Source organism: Micromonospora sp. SL4-19, from assembly GCF_047921475.1.
In the GTDB taxonomy this organism is placed as follows: domain Bacteria; phylum Actinomycetota; class Actinomycetes; order Mycobacteriales; family Micromonosporaceae; genus Micromonospora.
In genome coordinates this window covers 1-19432 of sequence record NZ_JBLROB010000027.1, presented here as the reverse complement: position 1 = coordinate 19432, position 19432 = coordinate 1, and the positions used below count along the sequence as shown (strand labels likewise).

19 protein-coding genes are annotated in these 19432 nt (G+C 73.6%); 10 read left to right on the top strand and 9 right to left on the bottom strand.

The window, feature by feature from the left end; all coding sequences use genetic code 11:
- The first annotated feature begins 86 nt into the window (after positions 1 to 86).
- The 3 genes from ACNAVT_RS24890 (at position 87) to ACNAVT_RS24880 (ending at position 4085) form a co-directional block, all read left to right on the top strand.
- Positions 87 to 2225, top strand: a complete 2139-nt coding sequence (locus ACNAVT_RS24890; protein ID WP_416299608.1) for an ATP-binding SpoIIE family protein phosphatase — start codon at positions 87 to 89, stop codon at positions 2223 to 2225.
- Positions 2159 to 2590 carry an HAD family hydrolase gene (locus tag ACNAVT_RS24885; RefSeq protein ID WP_416299694.1) on the top strand — a complete coding sequence of 144 codons (432 nt, stop codon included), beginning with the start codon at positions 2159 to 2161 and terminating at the stop codon, positions 2588 to 2590. Before ACNAVT_RS24890 ends, ACNAVT_RS24885 begins: the two co-directional genes overlap by 67 nt.
- 112 nt (positions 2591 to 2702) lie before the next feature.
- Entirely contained in the window at positions 2703 to 4085 is a 1383-nt protein-coding gene (locus ACNAVT_RS24880) for a cation:proton antiporter (RefSeq protein ID WP_416299692.1), read from the top strand.
- On the opposite strand, the gene ACNAVT_RS24875 is transcribed toward ACNAVT_RS24880, so the two are convergent.
- Both ACNAVT_RS24875 and ACNAVT_RS24870 read right to left on the bottom strand, forming a co-directional pair.
- Positions 3970 to 4470: a metallophosphoesterase family protein gene (locus tag ACNAVT_RS24875; protein WP_416299606.1), complete on the bottom strand. Its 501-nt coding sequence runs from the start codon at positions 4468 to 4470 to the stop codon at positions 3970 to 3972. The genes ACNAVT_RS24880 and ACNAVT_RS24875 overlap by 116 nt on opposite strands.
- A 127-nt stretch (positions 4471 to 4597) precedes the next feature.
- On the bottom strand, positions 4598 to 6436 hold the full coding sequence (locus ACNAVT_RS24870; protein ID WP_416299605.1) for a glycoside hydrolase family 15 protein: 1839 nt from the start codon (positions 6434 to 6436) through the stop codon (positions 4598 to 4600).
- 109 nt (positions 6437 to 6545) lie between these two features.
- On the opposite strand from ACNAVT_RS24870, the gene ACNAVT_RS24865 reads away from it, so the two are divergent.
- Complete coding sequence (locus tag ACNAVT_RS24865) at positions 6546 to 7133, top strand: general stress protein (RefSeq protein WP_416299603.1); 588 nt, start codon at positions 6546 to 6548, stop codon at positions 7131 to 7133.
- 19 nt (positions 7134 to 7152) lie between these two features.
- On the opposite strand, the gene ACNAVT_RS24860 is transcribed toward ACNAVT_RS24865, so the two are convergent.
- Entirely contained in the window at positions 7153 to 7740 is a 588-nt protein-coding gene (locus tag ACNAVT_RS24860) for a DUF1684 domain-containing protein (RefSeq protein ID WP_416299601.1), read from the bottom strand.
- Positions 7741 to 7876: 136 nt separating this feature from the next.
- Between ACNAVT_RS24860 and ACNAVT_RS24855 the strand changes: the two genes are divergently transcribed.
- Both ACNAVT_RS24855 and ACNAVT_RS24850 read left to right on the top strand, forming a co-directional pair.
- The gene (locus ACNAVT_RS24855; protein ID WP_416299599.1) at positions 7877 to 8359 is read left to right on the top strand and encodes a MarR family winged helix-turn-helix transcriptional regulator; all 483 of its coding nucleotides are present in this window, start codon (positions 7877 to 7879) and stop codon (positions 8357 to 8359) included.
- Between the two features lie 10 nt (positions 8360 to 8369).
- Complete coding sequence (locus ACNAVT_RS24850; RefSeq protein WP_416299597.1) at positions 8370 to 9356, top strand: pirin family protein; 987 nt, start codon at positions 8370 to 8372, stop codon at positions 9354 to 9356.
- A gap of 55 nt (positions 9357 to 9411) precedes the next feature.
- On the opposite strand, the gene ACNAVT_RS24845 is transcribed toward ACNAVT_RS24850, so the two are convergent.
- On the bottom strand, positions 9412 to 9540 hold the full coding sequence (locus tag ACNAVT_RS24845; protein WP_357151885.1) for a hypothetical protein: 129 nt from the start codon (positions 9538 to 9540) through the stop codon (positions 9412 to 9414).
- Positions 9541 to 9832: 292 nt separating this feature from the next.
- Positions 9833 to 10588: a hypothetical protein gene (locus tag ACNAVT_RS24840; RefSeq protein ID WP_416299594.1), complete on the bottom strand. Its 756-nt coding sequence runs from the start codon at positions 10586 to 10588 to the stop codon at positions 9833 to 9835.
- 359 nt (positions 10589 to 10947) lie between these two features.
- On the opposite strand from ACNAVT_RS24840, the gene ACNAVT_RS24835 reads away from it, so the two are divergent.
- Positions 10948 to 11772, top strand: a complete 825-nt coding sequence (locus tag ACNAVT_RS24835) for a SigB/SigF/SigG family RNA polymerase sigma factor (RefSeq protein WP_416299592.1) — start codon at positions 10948 to 10950, stop codon at positions 11770 to 11772.
- Between the two features lie 104 nt (positions 11773 to 11876).
- Here ACNAVT_RS24835 and ACNAVT_RS24830 read toward each other — a convergent pair whose 3' ends face one another.
- From ACNAVT_RS24830 to ACNAVT_RS24820, 3 genes are read right to left on the bottom strand one after another with little or no spacing between them, the layout of a single operon-like run.
- Positions 11877 to 12467: a GNAT family N-acetyltransferase gene (locus tag ACNAVT_RS24830; RefSeq protein ID WP_416299590.1), complete on the bottom strand. Its 591-nt coding sequence runs from the start codon at positions 12465 to 12467 to the stop codon at positions 11877 to 11879.
- Positions 12464 to 13987, bottom strand: a complete 1524-nt coding sequence (locus tag ACNAVT_RS24825) for an APC family permease (protein WP_416299588.1) — start codon at positions 13985 to 13987, stop codon at positions 12464 to 12466. The genes ACNAVT_RS24830 and ACNAVT_RS24825 overlap by 4 nt, the downstream gene beginning before the upstream one ends.
- 46 nt (positions 13988 to 14033) lie before the next feature.
- Positions 14034 to 14660, bottom strand: coding sequence for a GOLPH3/VPS74 family protein (locus ACNAVT_RS24820; protein WP_416299586.1), 627 nt, complete (start codon positions 14658 to 14660; stop codon positions 14034 to 14036).
- A gap of 137 nt (positions 14661 to 14797) precedes the next feature.
- On the opposite strand from ACNAVT_RS24820, the gene ACNAVT_RS24815 reads away from it, so the two are divergent.
- The 3 genes from ACNAVT_RS24815 to hrpB are packed head-to-tail and all read left to right on the top strand — an operon-like array spanning position 14798 to position 18502.
- Positions 14798 to 15640: a helix-turn-helix domain-containing protein gene (locus ACNAVT_RS24815; protein ID WP_416299584.1), complete on the top strand. Its 843-nt coding sequence runs from the start codon at positions 14798 to 14800 to the stop codon at positions 15638 to 15640.
- A gap of 40 nt (positions 15641 to 15680) precedes the next feature.
- Positions 15681 to 15881 (top strand): DUF397 domain-containing protein, encoded by a 201-nt coding sequence (locus ACNAVT_RS24810; RefSeq protein WP_416299582.1) that lies wholly within the window; start codon positions 15681 to 15683, stop codon positions 15879 to 15881.
- Between the two features lie 23 nt (positions 15882 to 15904).
- Positions 15905 to 18502: an ATP-dependent helicase HrpB gene (gene hrpB, locus ACNAVT_RS24805; RefSeq protein ID WP_416299580.1), complete on the top strand. Its 2598-nt coding sequence runs from the start codon at positions 15905 to 15907 to the stop codon at positions 18500 to 18502.
- A 6-nt stretch (positions 18503 to 18508) separates the two neighbouring features.
- Here hrpB and ACNAVT_RS24800 read toward each other — a convergent pair whose 3' ends face one another.
- On the bottom strand, positions 18509 to 19234 hold the full coding sequence (locus tag ACNAVT_RS24800) for a PP2C family protein-serine/threonine phosphatase (protein WP_416299578.1): 726 nt from the start codon (positions 19232 to 19234) through the stop codon (positions 18509 to 18511).
- Between the last annotated feature and the right edge of the window lie 198 nt (positions 19235 to 19432).

Genomic DNA, 19432 nt, shown 5'->3' with positions numbered 1-19432 from the left:
CCGGACCGGTGCCGGCCTCCCCGTTCGCGGGCCTGCCGCGACGCCTGACAGGAGCCTCCGCGCCACGCTCCGGATAGGCTGCGGTCATGCCAGGCACGGTCGGGCGGGTCCCGACGCCATCAGCCCCCGTCTCGGGAGCGCCCATGGGCTCGGACGCCACCACGTCCGGCGCGTCCGCCGTGCTGGCCCATTCGTGGGCCGCGACACCGCTGGGGGCGCCGGAGGGCTGGGATCCGGCCATCCGGGCCGTGGTCGACCTGGTGCTCGCCTCACCCGTACCGATGGCGCTGCTCTACGGTGACGACCTGGTCCTGCTCTACAACGACGGGTACGCCTCGCTGATCGGCGCCCGGCACCCGGCGGCGCTCGGGCGGCCGGCGACGGAGGTGTTCGCCGACGTCTGGCACGAACCCGGCGCCGGGGAGGTGATCGAGCGGGCGTACCAGCGGGGCGAGCCCTTCCTGGACCGCGAGTCGGTCCTGCCGATCGACCGGCACCAGGCCGGCGTTGCCGACCCCGCGGTGTTCACCCGCGGCTACTCTCCGGTCCGGGACAGCGCCGGTCAGATCGTCGGCGTGCTCACCGTGACCGCGCAGACCGTCCAGGTCACCCAGCAGTTGCAGAGCCTGAGCGACTTCGCCGCGGCGCTCTCCGGCACGCTCACCCTGGACGACGTCGCCAGGATCACCCTGCGCTACTGCCTCAACTCCTTCAACGCCGACCGGGTCTCCCTACTGGTCGACGAGGGGTCGGCCTGGCGGATGGTCCGCCGGATCCGCGGTGAGCTGCTCGACGAGGCCGACGAGCGGCTGCCGCCGCTGTGGCGTCGGCAGCCGGCCGACGAGCCACCGCCGATCGTGGTGACCGCCCGCAGCGGCGTGCCATCCTTCACCGTCGACGGGCAGCCGCTGCGTGACACCGCGGCGGATCGGCACGACCAGAAGGTCCGGGCGCTCGCCTCCCTACCGCTGCGCTCGAGCGTGATCCGGGGCGCGTTGACCGTCGGCTACCAGTCCCCGCACCCCTGGTCCCCGGCGGAGCGCGCGCTGCTCGCCGCCTCGGCGGAGCTGGTCGGTCAGGCCGCCGAACGGGCCCGCCGCTTCGAGACCCAGCACGGCACCGCCCAACTGCTGCAGCGCAGCATGCTCCCCGAGCAGCTGCCCGACCTGCCCCGGCTGCGCATCGCCGCCCGGTACGACCCGGGCGTGGACGGCAACGCCGCCGGCGGCGACTTCTACGACGCGTTCGTGCTGCCCACCGGCGCGCTCGGCGTCGTCCTCGGCGACGTGGCCGGGCACGATGTCCAGGCAGCCGCCCGGATGGGTCAGGTGCGGGCGGCGCTGCGCGCGCTCGCGCTCACCGATCCCCGGCCGGACGCGGTGCTCGCCGGCCTGGACCGGCTGGTCGGGAGCCTGGGCATCGAGGGCGGCACCCAGGAACTCTTCGTCACCGTGGTGTTCGGGGTGATCGAGGCCGACCAGGAGCGGATCATCCTGGCCAGCGCCGGCCACCCCGCGCCGCTGATCCGGCGCGGCCCGGTCGAGGGCGAGCCCGCCGCCGAGTACGTCGAGGTGCCGCCCGGCCCGCCGCTGGGCCTCGGCTGCCACCCGCGGACCGTAACCGTGCCCTTCCGCCCCGGCGACACGCTGCTGCTGTACAGCGACGGGGTGGTGGAGCGGCGCTGGCAGGACCTGTCGGCGGGCCTGGCCGGGCTGGGCGCGGCGGTGACCGCGGCGGGCAGCGGTGATCCCCGGGCGCTCTGCGCGGTGGCCACCGCCGCCGTGCCGGGGACGACCGAGGACGACGTGGCGGTGCTGGCGGTGGAGCACGCGCTCAGGCCGAGCCGGTCGGCCAGCATGGAGGTCCCGGCCGAGCCGACCGCGCCGAGCCGGGTACGGCACTGGATGACCGCGCAGCTCACCCTGTGGCAGGTGCCCGAGGGGGTGATCGGCGCCGCCGTGCTGTGCACCAGCGAGCTGACCACCAACGCGCTGCTGCACGCCCGGACCGCCGCCCGGGTGGAGATCGACCTGAGCGCGGAGCGGCTGCTGGTCTCGGTCGCCGACTCCGGCACCCGGGGCCAGGTGACCCGGGCACAGACGGACACCCTGAGCAGCCGCGGGCGCGGCCTGGGGCTGATCGAGGAGCTGAGCGACGCCTGGGGCACCGACCCCACGGTGCGCGGTTCGACCGTCTGGTTCGAGATCCTCATCCCCGCCGGCTGACCAGCGCGTCGGCGGCGGCGCTGCGCGACGGGCACGACACCATGTACGCCGAGTACTGGGAGCGACTGACGCCGCTGCCGCGGGCGGTGGACCTGCTGCGCGCCTGCGCGGCGCGGGGGCTGCGGGTGGTGCTGGCCACCTCGGCGGCCGAGCACGAGGTGGCCGCGCTGCGGGCCACGCTCGGCGCGGACGACGTGATCGACACCGTCACCTCCTCGGCCGACGCGCAGGAGAGCAAGCCGGCCCCGGACATCCTGGTCGCCGCGCTGGACCAGTCCGGGCTGGCCGCCGAGCGGGTGGTGTACGACGATCCGGCGGCGCTGCTCGACGCCCTCGACGAGAGCGCCATCGCGGCCCTGGGCTGAGCCGGCGCCACGGTGCCGGGTCGCATCCGGAACAAGCCGGACACCGAGGCATAGCGGACCGGATTCCGGGGCACTGGTGACCACCTGGCCGCCGCAGGGCGGCGGGAGGGTGGTGGAACCGGTGGATGTCGCTATCGCGCTGCTGGGCGCCGGTGCGCTGCTGGCCGGGGTGCTGCCGCGGCTGCTGGAGCGCCGGCCGCTGTCGATGCCGATCGCCTTCCTCGGGCTCGGCATGCTGGTGTTCCTGCTGCCCACCGGGCTGCCGACGCCGGACCCGCTGCGCTGGCCGGAAGTCACCACCCACCTCACCGAGATCGGCGTGATCGTCGCGCTGATGGGCGCCGGGCTGAAGATCGACCGGCCGCTGAGCCGGGTCCGCTGGGCGTCGACCTGGCGACTGCTGGCGATCGCCATGCCGCTGTGCATCGGGGCGGTGGCGCTGCTCGGCTGGTGGTGGGCGGGCCTGGTGCCGGCGGCGGCGCTGTTGCTGGGTGCCGCGCTCGCCCCGACCGACCCGGTGCTCGCCTCCGACGTGCAGGTGGGCGAGCCGACCGACGTGGAGGACTCCGAGGACGAGGTCCGCTTCGCCCTCACCTCCGAGGCCGGGCTGAACGACGGCCTGGCCTTCCCCTTCGTGTACGCGGCCATCGCCATCGCCACCACCAGCCTCGCCTCGGCGGACTGGCTGGCCCGCTGGTTCACCGTGCACGTGCTCTACCAGATCGCCGTCGGGGTGGGCGGCGGGCTGCTGATCGGCTGGTTGCTCGGCAAGCTCTTCTTCCGGGCGCCGAGCAACCTGCGGCCGGCCCGGCACGCCGAGGGCTTCCTCGCGCTGGCCGCGACCTTCCTGGCGTACGGGCTGGTGGAGGTGGCCGGCGGGTACGGCTTCCTGGCCGTCTTCGTGGCCGCCCGGGCGATCCGGGCCGCCGAGCGGACCCATGAGTTCCACTCCGTGCTGCACGACTTCGCCGAGCAGGTCGAGCGCCTGCTGACTGTGCTGTTGCTGCTGCTGTTCGGTGGGGCGGTGGTCGGCGGCCTGCTCGCCCCGCTGACCTGGCCGGCGGCCCTGGTCGGGCTGGCTCTGGTCTTCGTGATCCGGCCGCTGTCCGGGTGGCTGTCGCTGCGCGGTGTCCCCGGCCGCCCGGCCGAGCACTGGGTGATCTCCCTGTTCGGCATCCGCGGCGTCGGCTCGTTCTACTACCTGGCGTACGCGACCAGCAAGACCGACTTCCCTCAGGCCGAGCTGCTCTGGGCAACGGTCGGCCTGGTGGTGGTCGTCTCGGTGGTGGTGCACGGCATCGCGGCCACCCCGGTGATGCAGCTGCTCGACCGAGCGGGCGAGCGGAGCCGCGACGCCTCGGCACCGGACCGGGCGGAAGTCAGCGCGGCGGCAGGCGGTGCAGCTCCACCCGGTCGAGCCGTCCCGCCGCCACCCGCGCGGTCAGGTATGTGGCGTACGGCTGGGCCCGCCGGTCGGTGGGTGAGCCGGGGTTGAGCAGGCGCAGGCCGTTCGGGGCGGTGCTGTCCCACGGGATGTGGGAGTGCCCGAAGACCAGCAGGTCGCAGTCGGGGAAGGCGGTCAGGCAGCGCTCCTCCCGGCGGGTCTTCGGTCCGGTCTCGTGCACCACCGCCACCCGCAGCCCGGCCAGCTCGGCCCGGGCCACCTCGGGCAGCCGGGCACGCAGCGGTGGCCCGTCGTTGTTGCCGTACACGCCGACCAGCCGGCGGGCCCGCGCCGCCACCGCGTCCAGCAGCGACACGTCCACCCAGTCCCCCGCGTGCAGCACCACGTCGGCCGCGTCGATCGCCGCCCAGAGCGCCGGCGGAAGGTCCCGCGCCCGCTTCGGCACGTGCGTGTCGGCGGTGATGACCAGCTCCACCCTCCAATCCTCCCCCCAGACGCTCAGGCGGGGAGAACCGCGGTCGGCTGACGGCCACGGTCAGGCGCCCTGGCCCTGGTTCTGCATCAGACCACCGTCGATTGCGGTCCTTCCGCCAACCGTCCGGTCATCCGCGTGTTCCCTCCGTGGTCGCCGCACCGGTCGGCACGGCCGCTCGCCCGGCGCGGCCGAGCCGCACGGCTGCGTCGGTGATCCGGCCCGCGGCGTTGATCAGGCCGATGTGCGAGAAGGCCTGCGGGAAGTTGCCCAGCTGCTCACCGGTGGCCTGGTCGATCTGCTCGGCGTACAGCCCCAGGTCGTTGACCCGCGCGGCGAGCTGCTCGAAGAGCCGGCACGCCCGGTCCAGCTCGCCCGCCTCGGCGAGGCAGCTGACCAGCCAGAACGAACAGATGACGAAGCCGGCCGGGTCGGTGTCCCAGCGCCGCAGCAGGCCGCCCCGGGACAGGTGGCGCTCCACCACGTCCATCGTGGACCGCATCCGGGGGTCGTCGGCCGGCAGGAAGCCGACCAACGGCATGATCAGCACCGAGGCGTCCAGGTTGTCCGAGTCGAAGGCTCCGGTGTACGCCCCGAGTCGCTCGTTCCAGCCCCGGGTGAGCACCTCCTGGCGCACCTCGTCGCGGGCCGCCGCCCAGCGGGCCACGTCACCGTCGTCGCCGATCCGCCGCCCGAAGCGGACCGCCCGGTCCAACGCGGTCCAGCACTGCACTTTGGACGACAGGTAGTGCCGCTCGGCATCCCGGGCCTCCCACATCCCGGCGTCCGGCCGGCGCCAGTCCAGCACCGCCTGGTCGGCGAGGGCGTGCAGCAGGTGCCCGACCTCGGGCGACATCGGGTCGAGGTAGTACCGCATCAACCAGGCGGCGTCGAGGATCTCGCCGAGCACGTCGGTCTGCCGCTGCCGCCAGGCGTCGTTGCCGACGAAGACCGGCCGGCTGTCGGCGTACCCGGCGAGGTGGTCGAGGCGGTGTTCGGTGAGGTCCCGCTCGCCCTCCACGCCGTACATGATCGGCACGGGTTCGTCGCCGATCAGGCCCATGGCCCGGGACACCCAGGCGAACTGCCGGTTCGCCTCGTCGGGGCAGGCGGCCAGCCAGAGCGCCTGGAGGGTGAGGCTGAAGTCGCGCACCCAGACGAAGCGGTAGTCGTAGTTGCGGTCGCCGCCCAGTTCCTCCGGGAGCGAGGTGGTGGCCGCCGCGACGACTCCCCCGCTGGGCTGGTAGGTCATCCCCTGCACCACGATCGCGCTGCGCCGCACCTGGTCGCGGTACCACCCCTGGTATTCGTGCAGGCCGGCCCAGGACCGCCAGCCGGCGACCGCGTCGGCCACCACCTGGTCGGCGTCGGGCAGGCCGGGCTCGCCACCGTCGTAGGTCGGGGCGTACCCGAGGGTGAAGTGGTGGGTGGAGCCGGCGCGGGCGGTGAAGCGACCGGTGGCGGTGCCCTCGCCGCACCTCATCGGCACGTTGGCGCGGAGGCTCAGCCGGGTGCCGCCCGCGATGGCGTCGATCGTGTCCGGGCTGCCGGTGAGGTAGGCGCGGATCCTGCCGTACTCGAAGCGGGGCTGGTACTCCACCCGCATCGGCACCTCACCGGAGAGCCCCTCGACGACCCGGGCGAGCACCCGCGGGGAGCGCAGGCCGATGTCGTGACCGCGCGCGCCGGGCTCCAACGCCAGGGCGTCCGTCACGGCCACCGCTCCGGTCCGCGTGGTGAAGACGGTACGCAGCACCAAGGTGTCCTCCAGGTAGGACCGCTCGCTGGTGAAGTCGTCCTCGGGCCGGATGCTCCAGTGCCCGGCGGAGTCGTCGAGCAGCCGCCCGAAGACCGAGGGGCCGTCGAAGCGGGCCGGGCACCACCAGTTCACCGCGCCGGCGCGGTCCACCAGCGCCGCGCTGCGCCCGTCGGCGAGGAACCCGTGCTCGCTGATCCGTCCGGCGTCCACGCCGGTGGCTACCCGCTCGGGCCCGCGCCACGCCCGTCGTCCGGCCCGGCCGGACGCGTTACCAACCGAAGGGGGTGGGAACGCGGCGGGTTGACGAAGGAGGACCCTCATGACCAGACCCTCGACGCCGAGCGCGGCCTGGCGACCCGGAATGCCGGGTGGCGACAACCTCCCGTCCGGTCCGGGCGGCCACCCGGCCGCGCCGAGCCGGGACGGGCACGGGCCGGAGACCGGGCCGCCGACCGTGACGATCGGGTCGTACCCGGACTATCCGTCCGCTCAGCGCGTGGTGGACTACCTGGCCGACAACCGCTTCCCGGTGGAACAAGCGTCGATCATCGGCACCAACCTCACCCTGGTGGAGACGGTGCTGGGCCGTATGACCACCGGCCGGGCCGCCCTGATCGGTACGGGCACCGGCGCCTGGTTCGGGCTCTTCATCGGGTTGCTCTTCGGCATCTTCACCGCCGGCAACTGGATCGCGGTGATCGTGGCCGGGTTGGTGATCGGCGCGATCTGGGGTGCCGTGTTCGGGGCGGTGGCCCACGCGATGACCGGGGGTCGGCGCGACTTCACCTCGGCCAGTTCGCTGCGGGCCAGCCATTACGCGGTGACAGTGCACGCCGACCTGGCGGACCAGGCGCGACAGTTGCTCGGCCGGATGCACCTGACGCCGACCGGCACGACCGCCCGCTGAGTCGACCGGCGCGAGAACATCAGTCGTGGTACGCCAGCTCCCCCGCCCTGATCGGGGCGTCGAGTCGATTCTCGGGCGGGGCGAGCGGGCAGGCCCAGCGGTCGTCGTAGGCACAGCTCGGGTTGTAGAGGTAGTTGGCGTCCAGGCGGACCCGCCCGCCGGGCAGCACCGTCAGGCCGCGTCCGAAGGTGCCCTTCACCGTGTCGGTCAGGTAACGCCCGCCCCCGTATGTCTCGTCGCCGCAGGTGGCGTCGCGCAGCGGCACGAACAGCCCGCCCCCGTACGCCTCGATCCACCACACGGTGAGCGGCCCCCACGGCGTCTCGGCCACCGCGACCCGGCGGTAGCGGACGACTCCGTCGGGCCCACCGGTGTCGATGGTCTCCGTGCCGGCGGCGGGACGTAGCGGCGCCTCGACCACGGCCGCCGGGTCGGGCGGGAACCAGCGCAGCCCGGTGAAGCCGGGCCGGTCGGCCGCCGGCACCGGGCTGCACGGATGTGAGCGGAACAGCTCGTCCCGGGCGGCCCGGAAGCCGGCCAGGTCCAGGTCGGAGAGATACAGCCGGGCCAGCTGCTCCCGCCAGTCGAGCAGGTCGAGATCATCCATCCCCCGACCGTAGCCGGGCTGGCGGTGAGACCTCCCTTCAAATTCCAATCGCATCATCCTCTAGGCCGCTGTCGCCCCGCTCACACAACGTCTCAAGGTACTTGTTCAAATTTTAAATGGTGCTACTGTCGGAGCCATGACCGAGAGCCTGAGCCCCGAGCGAATGGCCGCCTGGCGCGCGTACATCGAGGCGAGCCAGCGGCTCTTCACCCAGCTCGAGGACGACCTGCGCGCGGACAGCGAGCTGAGCTTCGCCGACTACCACGTGCTGGTGCTGCTCTCCGAGGCGCCGGGGCAACGGCTGCGGATGGGCGAGCTGGCCGGCCGGCTGGTGTTCTCGCCGAGCCGACTGACGTACCAGATCTCCGTGATGCAGAAGCGGGGCCTGGTGGCCCGGCAGTCCTGCCCGGAGGACCGGCGCGGCAGCGAAGCCGTGCTGACCGCCGCCGGCCTGCTGGCGCTGCGCGAGGCCGCGCCGCACCACCTGCGCTCCGTGCGCACCCACCTGATGGACGACCTCGACGACGCCGAGGTCGCCTGCCTCACCCGGGTCTTCGAGCGGCTCGGCCGGCGCCTGCGCGCCGACCGCGACGCGTCGTCCACCCCGGCCGACAAGTAAGGAGCCCGAGATGCCCGCCATCAACGTCGACGACGTCCTCGTCCTGCCCCGCCTGCCGCAGCTGGACGAGTCCACCACCTTCCGCCCGGTCCGCCGGTTGACCACCGCGCCGAGCGGTTTCGAGGGCGAGGGTTTCCCGGTCCGCAAGGCCTTCGCCGGCGTCCCGCTGACCGAGCTGGATCCGTTCATCCACCTCGACCAGATGGGCGAGGTCGACTACGCCCCGGGCGAGGCGAAGGGCACCCCGTGGCACCCGCACCGCGGCTTCGAGACGGTGACCTACATGATCGACGGGATCTTTGACCACCAGGACTCGCAGGGCGGCGGCGGCACCATCACCGACGGCGACACCCAGTGGATGACGGCCGGCAGCGGCCTGCTGCACATCGAGGCGCCGCCGGAGCACCTGGTGATGAGCGGCGGCCTCTTCCACGGCATGCAGCTCTGGGTCAACCTGCCCCGCGTGGCGAAGATGAATCCGCCGCGCTACCAGGACATCCGCGGCCGGGAGTCGGCGCTGCTGACCACGCCCGACGGCGGCGCGCTGATCCGGGTGATCGCCGGGGAGATCGCCGGGCACCAGGGCCCGGGCTCGACCCACACCCCGATCACCATCGCACACGTGACGCTCCAGCCCGGCGCGGAGCTGAGCCTGCCCTGGCGGCCGGACTTCAACGCGCTGGTCTACGTGATGGCCGGCCGAGGCACGGTGGGCACCGACCGCCGTCCGATCCACCTCGGCCAGCTGGCCGTGCACGGCCCGGGTGACGCGCTGCGGGTCACCGCAGACGCGAAGCAGGACAGCAACACGCCCGCGCTGGAGCTCTACCTGATGGGCGGGCAGCCGATCCGGGAGCCGGTGGCGCACTACGGCCCGTTCGTGATGAACACCCGGGACGAGCTGGTCCAGGCGTTCGAGGACTACCAGGCCGGCCGGCTCGGCGTGATCCCGGCCGGGCGGCTGCCGCACACCGGCGGCGAGGGCGACCGGCCCTGACCGGTTCCGTACGCGGTGGGGCGTCCCGGGCTCATCCGGGGCGCCCACCGACGGTTCAGGAGACGGCGAAGATGCCGGCCACGCCGAGGATCACCATCAACAGGACCGCCAACAGCGCACCCCGCTCCCCCTCCACCGCCTGCTCGCGGTATTCGGTCACGGTGTTCGTCGTCTCGGCGGGCATGCTGTGGCCTCCTCGGTTGCGCAGCTGGTGTCCGGCAGCGCCCACGCGAAGGCCCGGCCGACCAGGGTGGTCGGCGTGCGGGGCCGTCCCGGGGGGTCCTGCCGTGAGGACGGTGTCGACCTCGGGAGGCTGGAGCGCGGCGATGCGGGACGGTTCCTCATCGCGCGGGAACGCGCCAACCCGGCACCTGAATTACCCGTCCGGGCGACGCGAAACCTCCCCGCGCCGTTGATTCACGGCGCCGCGTATCCTGGCCGGCCAACGGCGGGGTGCGGCGTTGTGCGGGGCTGGTCTACGCCCTGGTCCCCAGGCCGCTGGGGGCTCGACGCGCCGGCACCCGGTGCGCCGGCCCGAGGTCCGCGGCAGCCGACGGGGCGTCGAGCGCGTTCGGCCCCGACGGGTACGCGAACGACACCCGCGGCGAGTAGAAGCCCCCGCAGATGACGAGCGGGTTGGCGGGGCGTAGCGCGTAAACCTGGCGCTCGGGGGCCAGGAACTCGACCGACTCGACCTCGAACGGGGTCACCGGCTCCGCCACGAACGGGTAGTCGGCGGTGAACAGCTCCCCGTCCCGGCCGGTCAGGTAGCGGTGGTGCCCGCTGCACACCCGGATGCCGGGGTGCCCGACGCGCGCGACGACCCGGATGATCGGCGTCCCGTCCACGTGGGTCTCCGCCGTGAGCTGCCCGCCCTGAACGACCAACCGGGTCTCGCCCGGCGCCGCCGGAGCGCCCCGGGCGGCGGCGTACTCGCGTACCCGGGGGCTGGAGGCGAGATAGTGGGTCCACCAGCCACCGGGGGTGCCGCCCACCGGCGGCGGGTCGATGCCGTCGAGGGCGACGCCGAGGTGGGTGAGGGAGTACACGCCGAAGCCGGAGGTCTGCGACTCGTCGTCCACCACGTACTGGCAGAGGAACACCTGCCGGTCCGGACGCGGCCGGAGCCCGGGGGGCACGAGCGCCGCGACCGCGTCGGGGTCCGCCGGGAGCCAGCTGAACTGGAGCATCCGGGCGTTGACGACGAGTTGTGGAGCGGCGGGATCGAGCACGATGCCTCCGTATGCGGATATAACAGGGACGCTACGGGTGGTCTCGTTGGTGGGACAACGACGTAAAGGCGGCAATGTGAGCCGACTGTCGGGTTTGCCGTTGGCCGGTCGGTTGACCGTGGGGGAACCGAGCGGGCAGGTGGCGGGGACCGCCAGGGCGGAGGCCGGAAGCCCAACGAGTCAAGGAAATCTTGCCCGATAAATCCCACTTCGTGCCGTAAAGCAACTTAGGTGCATCATACTTTCGGCTGGATTTTCTCCGGCTGATCGGGTTACGGTGTCTCCCGAACGGACCAACCGAAGCTAAACCGAAGAGTCACGTCTCATTCTTCGCGGACGAGGTGCAGGGAGGACCACGCATGACCGCGCACACGATCAGCGAACAGGCGACCAGAGCGCCGTCCACCTCCGAGAAGCTCGACCCGCGCGCACTCACCGACAGCGCCGCCGACCTGCTCGCCGCGATGGCCGCGCTGCCCGCCAACCACCCGTCGCGGCCCGCGATGCGCGACAAGGCCATCGAGGCCTGGCTGCCGCTCGCCAACCACCTCGCCCACCGCTACAGCGGCCGGGGCGAGCCCACCGACGATCTGGCGCAGACCGCCGCGATCGGCCTGATCAAGGCGATCGACAAGTTCGACCCTTCCCGGGGCGTCGACTTCGCCGGCTACGCCATCCCGACCATCATCGGCGAGCTCAAGCGGCACTTCCGCGACCGCACCTGGGACATCCGGGTGCCCCGTCGCCTCCAGGAGCTGCGGCTGGCCATCTCCGACGCCAACAGCTCGCTGCTGCAGACCCTCGGCCGCTCGCCCACGGTCGCCGACATCGCCGCCCACCTCAACCTCACCGAGGAAGAGGTCCTGGAGGGACTGGAGGGCGCCCGCGCGTACAACGCGGTGTCGCTGTCCACCCCCACCGGCGACGGTGACCGGGCCACCGAGCTGGGCGACCTGCTCGGCGGCGAGGACGGCGAGTTCGAGCTGGCCGAGGTCCGGGTGGCCCTGGGCCCGGCGCTGGCCACGCTGGACGAGCGCGAGCAGAAGATCCTCACCCTGCGCTTCTACGGCAATCTGACCCAGTCGCAGATCGCCGAGCAGATCGGCGTGTCACAGATGCACGTGTCCCGGCTGCTGGCTCGGGCCCTGACGAAGCTGCGCGGGCAGCTCGACGGAACCTACTAGGGGGTGGCGATGATGGCCGGGTCGGCGGGCCCGGCCATCGTCGCGTTCAGGCAGGCCCGGTCGGCGGTTCGCCGGCCGGGCCGTTCCGGTTCGGCCGGCGAGCCTCAGCCGACCGGCTCGCGCCACATCGGATAGAAGGCGGCACCGTCGGGCAGGCGGAACGGCTCGGCGGATCGGTAGCCGTGGCGGGCGTACAGCTTGCGGCTGCGCTCGCTGCTCGCCTCCAGGTACCCGGGTAGGCCCTCGGCGTCGAGTACGGCGTGATGGTGGCGCAGCAGGACGTTGCCCAGCCCCCGTCCCTGCCGCTCGGGCGCGACCGCCAGGAACGCCAGGTGGTGGTGATCCGCGTGCGGATGGTGCGCCTCGAACAACTCGTCGAGGTGCTGGAACCGCGGGGTCCACTCGCCGCAGGCGGCGGCGAGCCGGGCGTCGTAGTCGGCCGGCGGCGGGGCCGGCTCGCCGGCCTGCGGCAACCAGACCGCGACCGCCGCGCGGTCCGCGGTGGCGTGCACGATTCCGTGCCGCATCGCGTGGTCGACCAGGATCTCGAAGTTGTCGGCGAGCACCGCCTCCCGCTTCGCCTCGTCCGGCACCAGCCACCGGGTGACGTCCAGGGGCTGGAAGGCCATGGCGATCCGCTCGGCGACCGACCGGGTCTCCGCCGGCCCCAGCCGCTCGACCGGCACGTCGGTCATCGGGACGACTCCGCCCCGACCGGCACCACCTCGTCGGAGACCCGCGGCGCGTCGACGACGGCGCTCTCCGCGCCCAGCCCGATCCGGGCGTACACGTCCGGCCGGGTGCGGCGCAGCACCAGCCCCCAGAGCAGCCCGAGCAGCGCCGCGACCGGGTAGACCGCCGGGATCCCCCAGCGCAGCGGCGAGTCCGGATCGACCCCGAGCAGGTTGGCGAAGTTGTCCACCGCGACGACGATGACGGCGATCAGCGCGATCGCGGCGAGGGCGGGGGCGATCGCCCGGCGCCACAGCGTCTCCTCGGTGCGGGTCCGGGCGAAGAAGGCGATCACCGCGACCGCGGTGGCGGTGATCAGCAGCAGCACGCCGAACCCGCCGCCCGTGCCGCCCCAGAAGAACAGCTGCACCAGCGGGTCCCAGCCGTTGACCGCGTAGAGGGCGATCACGATCAGGCCGAGGGCGCTCTGCGCCAGCGACGCGACCCGCGGGGCCCCGGTCGACGGTGAGGTCCGCCCGAACAACGCCGGCAGCACCCGCTCCCGGCCGAGCGCGAAGGCGTACCGGGCGGTGGTGTTGTGGAACGAGATCATCGCCGCCAGCAGCGAGGTGAGGAAGAGCGCCTCGCCGATGGCCACCGCGGTGTCGCCGAGGTGCGCGCCGGCGAGACTGAAGATCAGGCCGGTACTCTGTTCACGGGACTCCTCGACGATCTTGTCCGGCCCGGTGGCGACCGTCATCGTCCAGGCCGAGAAGGCGTACAGTCCGGCGATGATCGCCACCGACAGGTACGTGGCCAGCGGGACGGTCCGCTTCGGGTCCTTGCTCTCCTCGCTGAACACCACGGCGGACTCGAAGCCGGTGAAGCCGGTCGTGGCCAGCACCAGGATCGCGCCGACCCCCGGCACCAGCAGGTTGGCCGGCGACAGGGTGTCGAACCTGAGCGAGCCGCCGGCCGGGTGGGTGACCTGCCCCAGGTCGAAGACGAGGATCACCGTGATCTCGGCCAGCAGCAGCACGGCGAGCACCAGGGCGTTTACGTCCACCCGCAACACGCCCAGCACCGCGACCAGCGCCCAGGCCACCAGGGCCACCACCCACCAGGCGGGCGAGCCGCCGAAGAGCCGGCCCAGCACGGGCTCGGCGGCCGCGCCGATCGCGCCGTAGAGCCCGACCTGCAGCGCGTTGTACGCGATCAGCGCGACCCACGCCGCGCCGACGCCTCCGGGTCGGCCGAGCCCACGGGCGATGTACGCGTAGAACGCGCCGGCGTTCGTCAGCCGACGGGCCATCGCCACGTAGCCGACCGCGAAGAGGGTGAGCACCGCCGCGACCACCAGGAACGCCAGCGGGATGCCGGTGACCCCGGTGACGGCATACCCCGTGGTGATCAGGCCGGCCACCACGGTCAGCGGGGCGGCGGCGGAGAGGACGAAGAAGATGACCGACGGTACGCCGAGCCGGCCGCGGGCCAGGGCCTCGGAGACGTTGCTCGCGCGTTCGGCTTTGGTTGCAGGGGGCATGGGGGCTGCTCCGGTGGGAGGGGGGAAGGGGGCGGTGACCCGGAGGTCAGGGGATGCCGCGCAGCACCGCGGCGCCGACGGCGGCCTCGGTGTGCACGACCAGTTCCTTCAGCGGCGCGGGCAGCGCCGGGATGAGCGCGCCCAGCCGGCGGTGGGCCTCCGGACCGGCGCTGTACAGCACCTCGCGGGTCAGCCCGGTGGCGGCGATCAGACCGAGCAGCAGAGCGTCCGGCACGTCGATCGGCTCGGGACGCTCCAGCAGCGTCCACAGCCGGGCCGCCGGCCAGGCTGCCGCGTTCAGGTCGACCGGTACGTAGCTGAGGCTGGTTCGCAGCAGCCGCCGGTTCTCCTGACGGCGCAGCACCCCGGCGCGGGCCAGCCGCTCGCCGACCGCGGTCACCCCGGTCTGGGCCAGAAAGCTGAGCCAGGTGCGGACCGCCCGGTGCTGGGACTCGCCGATCAGCTGATCGAGCACGGTGTGCGCGAGCGCGTCGGCCGGCGGCCGGCGGTCGAGCACGGTGACCATTCCGGATGTGACGGTGATCCGTCGAAAAAGGAGCAACTCACCGAGAAGGCCGGCGGCGAGCCCGAGCCCGAGCGCGGCCGGGTGCAGCTTGGCCTTGCCCCGGCCGTCGTTGTGGGCGATCAGGAAGAACTCGTCGGCGATGAGCAACGAGCCTCCCGGCTATCCACAAACGATCGATACCGCGAAGAGAATGCACGTCAGGGTCCGGCAATGCAACTCCCGAATTCGACGGTTGCACTCCGTACCGGCGCGACCTGCGGATCTTGTCGTGACAGACTCGGAGGGTGACCGCCAGCCCCACCGTTCGCCGCCGCCGCATCGCCCGTGAACTCCGCCAACTGCGCGAACGCGCAGGGATGACCCTCGATGTCGCCGCCCGCCAGCTCGACATGTCGAAGAGCAACCTTTCCCGGATCGAGAACGCGCAGATCGGCATCAAACCGCGCGACGTCCGCGCCGCGCTCGCGCTCTACCAGGTGACCGGCGCCGACGCCGAGGCGCTGATCGAGATCGCCCGAGGGGCGCAACAGCGCGGCTGGTGGCAGAACTACAGCGATGTCCTGCCGGAGTGGTTCGAGTTCTACGTCGGACTGGAGGCCGAGGCGGCCACGCTGCGCACGTACGAGGCCGAGGCGGTGCCGGGACTGCTGCAGACCGAGGCGTACGCCCGGGAGATCTACCGGATCACCGCGGGCGAGGACGGCATCGAGCGCAAGGTCGCCGCCCGGCTGCGCCGGCAGGAGGTGCTGCACCGGGAGTCGCCCGTCCGGCTGTCGGTGGTGCTCAACGAGGCGGTGCTGCTGCGCCCCGTCTGCCGGCCGGTGGCGATGGCGGATCAGCTCAGCCACATGGTGAAGCTCGCTCAACTACCTAACGTAACCATTCAGGTACTTCCATTCGATGCCGGCGGTCATCCGGCGATGAGCACCCCCTACGTCATCCTCGGCTTCGCCGACGCGGCCGACGCCTCCGTGATTTACCTGGACAACCTCACCATGGGACTGGCTCTGGAGGATGTCGCACAGGTGCACCGGTATAGCCTTCTGCATGAGGAGCTGTGCCGGATGGCATTGGATCCGACGGCGTCGCTGAACCGTCTGGAGGAGGCTTCTCGTAACTTTGCGTGACCGCTCGGCGGCACGCCGACGGAAGACGAAAGGTACGGGGATGACCGCGCTCGACCTGTCCAGGGCGGACTGGCTCACCAGCACGCGCAGCAGTGGCAACGGCAACTGCGTGGAGGTCGCCGCCGTGGGCGGTCGGATCGCCGTGCGGGACAGCAAGGACCGCCATGGTCCGGCGCTGGTCTTCGCGCCGGAGGCATGGGCGGCCTTCGTCACCGGCATGGACGGGGTACGCCCGGCCTGAGCACCGGGTGAGAGATTGGGAGCGTGCTTTCCGACGTACCCCTTGACCTACCGGTCCGGCCGGTGCTGCCGGCGCTGGTCGAGGCGCTGCGCACGGCCGGCAGCGGGGTGCTGGTCGCGCCGCCCGGCACCGGTAAGACCACCCTGGCGCCGCTCGCGGTGGCCGACGCGGTCGCCGGGCGGGTGGTGATCGCCCAGCCCCGCCGGGTGGCCGCCCGGGCCGCCGCCCACCGGATGGCCGCCCTGCTCGGCGAGCGCGTCGGCGGCCGGGTCGGGTACGCGGTGCGCGGCGAGCGCCGGGTCGGGCCGGACACCCGCGTCGAGGTGGTCACCACCGGCCTGCTGGTGCGGCGGCTGCACCGCGACCCGGAGCTGCCCGGGGTCGGCGCGGTGCTGCTCGACGAGTGCCACGAGCGGCAGCTCGACGCCGACCTGGCGTTGGCGTTCACCGTCGAGGCCCGGGGCACGCTCCGGCCCGACCTGTGGCTCCTGGCGATGTCCGCCACCCCGCAGGCGGACCGGTTCGCCGCGCTGCTCGGCGTGCCCGACCGGCCCGCGCCGGTGGTCCGGGCCGAGGCGGCCCTGCACCCGGTGACCCGGATCTGGGCACCGCCACCCCGGCCGGTCGCCACGCCGGGCGCGGGCCGGGTCGATCCGGCCCTGCTCGACCACGTGGCCGCCACGGTCCGGCGGGCGCTGCGCGAACAGGACGGGGACGTGCTGGTCTTCCTGCCCGGGGCCGGCGAGATCGCGGCGGTCGCCGCCCGCCTGGCCGACCTGCGTGACGCCGTCGCCGTGCTGCCGCTGCACGGCCGGCTGTCCGGGGCCGCGCAGGATGCGGCGCTGCGGCTGACACCGCCCCGGCCCGACGCGTCCAACCTCGCGCCGGCGGCCGGATCGGTCGCGGCGGACCGGCGGCGGGTGGTGCTGGCCACCGCGGTGGCGGAGAGCAGCCTGACCGTGCCCGGGGTACGGGTGGTGGTGGACGCCGGGCTGAGCCGGGTGTCCCGCACCGACCTGGCCCGGGGCTTGGGCGCGCTGGTCACCGTGCCGGTGTCCCGGGCGGCGGCCACCCAGCGGGCCGGCCGGGCCGGGCGGGAGGCCCCCGGCACGGTCTACCGGTGCTGGTCCGAGGCGACCCACGCCCGGCTCGCCCCGCAGCCGGAGCCGGAGATCGCCACCGCCGACCTGACCGGGTTCGCGCTGGAACTGGCCGCCTGGGGCGATCCGGACGGCACTGGACCAGGGCTGCCCGACCCGCCGCCGCCGGCCGCCCTCACGGTCGCGCGGGAGACCCTCACCACGCTCGGCGCGGTGGACGCGGACGGCCGGATCACCGCCCGGGGGCAGGCCATCGCGGCGGTCGGGGCGCATCCCCGGTTGGCCCGGGCGCTGCTGGACGGGGCGGAGCGGGTCGGCACGGACCGGGCCGCCGAGGTGGTCGCGCTGCTCGCCGAGGAGACCCTCACCGGCACCGGGGACGACCTCACCGCGCTCTGGCGCCGGCTGCGCGGCGGCGCCGATCCGGCGGCCACCGCCCGCTGGCGTGCCGAGGTACGCCGCCTGCGCGCGGCCCTGCCGACGGGCGTCCCACAGTCGGTCCGGGACGGCCGCGGGCCGGCGGCGAACAGCGATCGCCTCCCCGACGACCTGGCGGCAGGGCTGCTGGTCGGGCTGGCGTACCCGGAGCGGCTGGCCCGGGCCCGGCGGGCCGGCGGTTCCACGTACCTGATGGCCGGCGGGACCGCCGCGGAGCTGGCGGCCGGGTCGCAGCTGGTCGGGTCGGCGTGGCTGGCCGTCGCGGTGGCCGACCGCTCCCCCGGCGCGCCGACCGCCCGGGTCCGGCTCGCCACGCCCGTGGACGAGGCGACCGCGCGGGAGGCCGGCGGCCCGCTGCTGCGCACCGACCGCGAGGTCGGCTGGGCCGGCGGGGACGTGGTGGCCCGCGAGGTGGTCCGGCTCGGCGCGATCGAGTTGGTCGACCGGCCGCTGGCCGCGCCGGATTCTGCGCGGCTCGCCGAGGCCGTGCTGTCCGGGCTGCGTCAGGCCGGCCTCGGCCTGCTGGGCTGGACGCCGGAGGCGACCGCGCTGCGTCGGCGGCTGGCCTTCTGCCGGCAGGCGCTCGGCGAAGACTGGCCGGACGTGTCCGACCCGGCGCTGCTCGCCGACGTGGCCGGCTGGCTCGGCCCGGACCTGGCCGGGGCCCGGCGACGGGCCGACCTGGGCCGGATCGACGTCGCGGTGGCGCTGCGCCGGCTGCTGGACTGGCGGCAGGCGGCCCGGCTGGACGAGCTGGCGCCGGAACGGCTCGCGGTGCCCAGCGGCTCCCGGATCCGCGTCGACTACGCCGACCCGGCCGCGCCGGTGCTCGCGGTCAAGCTCCAGGAGACCTTCGGCTGGCGGAACGCGCCGCGGATCGCGGACGGCCGGGTGCCGGTGCTGTTGCACCTGCTCTCCCCCGCCGGCAGGCCGGTGGCGGTCACCGCCGACCTGGCCTCGTTCTGGCGGGTGGGCTACCCGCAGGTGCGGGCGGAGCTGCGCGGGCGCTACCCGCGGCACCCGTGGCCGGAGGATCCGACCACCGCCGAGCCCACCCGACGCGCCACGCCGCGCCGACGCTGACCCGGGCTACTCGTCCACGACGTCGGCGATCACCACGGTCACGTTGTCGGGGCCGCCGGCCCGCAGCGCCAGGTCGATCAGCTTGGCCGTGCACGCCTCCCGGTCGGAATATTCGGTGAGCACCTCGGTGAGAGTGTCCGCGCGGACCACGTTGGAGAGGCCGTCGCTGCACAGCAGCCAGCGATCGCCGGCCCGGGGCAACATCGTCGCGTACGCCGGGGAGACCTCGTCCCCCTGCAACGCCTGGGTGACCACGGCCCGCCGGGGGTGGCTGCTCGCCTGGTCGGGAGTGATCACGCCCTGGTCGACCAACATCTGCACGAAGGTGTCGTCCCTGGTGATCTGCTTCAGCACGCCCTCGCGGAACAGGTACGCCCGGGAGTCGCCGACGTGGGCCAGGGCCAGGCAGCTGCCGGTGCGGGCGAAGAGCAGCGCGGTCAGGGTGGTGCCCATGCCCTGGCGTTCCGGGTCCTCGAGGACGGCCTGCCGGATCCCTGCGGTGGCCAGCTCGATGCCGCCTTGGAGGGCGGCGACCAGCGCGTCCTCGGGGGTCTCCACGTCCAGCGGGGCGACCGCGTCCATGGCGATCCGGCTGGCCAGGTCACCGGCCGCCATGCCGCCCATGCCGTCGGCGACGGCGACAAGCCAACTCCCGGCGTGCCGGGCGTCCTGGTTCCCGCTGCGGATCAGCCCACGGTCGCTCGCCCCCACGGAACGAAGCTTCAGGGTCATGGGAGGCAGCCTGCCAGGCGAAGGGCGCAGTTGTCTCTAGGAGATCAGGACGATGCCGGGCGGCGCGGCGAATCTCACTGCCGGGCACGGCGCGGGACCATCGTCCCGGATCAATTGACAGCCGGGGGATGCGCTGGAAACATCAGGCGGAACTGGGAGCGCTCCCAGCTCTCGCCGTCCTCACCACCACCCGACGCA

What these genes read in the sequence shown, in the direction of transcription:
- ACNAVT_RS24835 (WP_416299592.1), top strand. Translation starts at nt 10,948, where the DNA reads ATGACCGCGCACACGATCAGCGAACAGGCGACCAGAGCGCCGTCCACC.
- ACNAVT_RS24845 (WP_357151885.1), bottom strand. Translation starts at nt 9,540, where the DNA reads ATGCCCGCCGAGACGACGAACACCGTGACCGAATACCGCGAGCAGGCG.
- ACNAVT_RS24810 (WP_416299582.1), top strand. Translation starts at nt 15,681, where the DNA reads ATGACCGCGCTCGACCTGTCCAGGGCGGACTGGCTCACCAGCACGCGC.
- ACNAVT_RS24865 (WP_416299603.1), top strand. Translation starts at nt 6,546, where the DNA reads ATGACCAGACCCTCGACGCCGAGCGCGGCCTGGCGACCCGGAATGCCG.
- ACNAVT_RS24825 (WP_416299588.1), bottom strand. Translation starts at nt 13,987, where the DNA reads ATGCCCCCTGCAACCAAAGCCGAACGCGCGAGCAACGTCTCCGAGGCC.
- ACNAVT_RS24850 (WP_416299597.1), top strand. Translation starts at nt 8,370, where the DNA reads ATGCCCGCCATCAACGTCGACGACGTCCTCGTCCTGCCCCGCCTGCCG.
- ACNAVT_RS24830 (WP_416299590.1), bottom strand. Translation starts at nt 12,467, where the DNA reads ATGACCGACGTGCCGGTCGAGCGGCTGGGGCCGGCGGAGACCCGGTCG.
- ACNAVT_RS24890 (WP_416299608.1), top strand. Translation starts at nt 87, where the DNA reads ATGCCAGGCACGGTCGGGCGGGTCCCGACGCCATCAGCCCCCGTCTCG.
- ACNAVT_RS24860 (WP_416299601.1), bottom strand. Translation starts at nt 7,740, where the DNA reads ATGGATGATCTCGACCTGCTCGACTGGCGGGAGCAGCTGGCCCGGCTG.
- ACNAVT_RS24855 (WP_416299599.1), top strand. Translation starts at nt 7,877, where the DNA reads ATGACCGAGAGCCTGAGCCCCGAGCGAATGGCCGCCTGGCGCGCGTAC.
- ACNAVT_RS24800 (WP_416299578.1), bottom strand. Translation starts at nt 19,234, where the DNA reads ATGACCCTGAAGCTTCGTTCCGTGGGGGCGAGCGACCGTGGGCTGATC.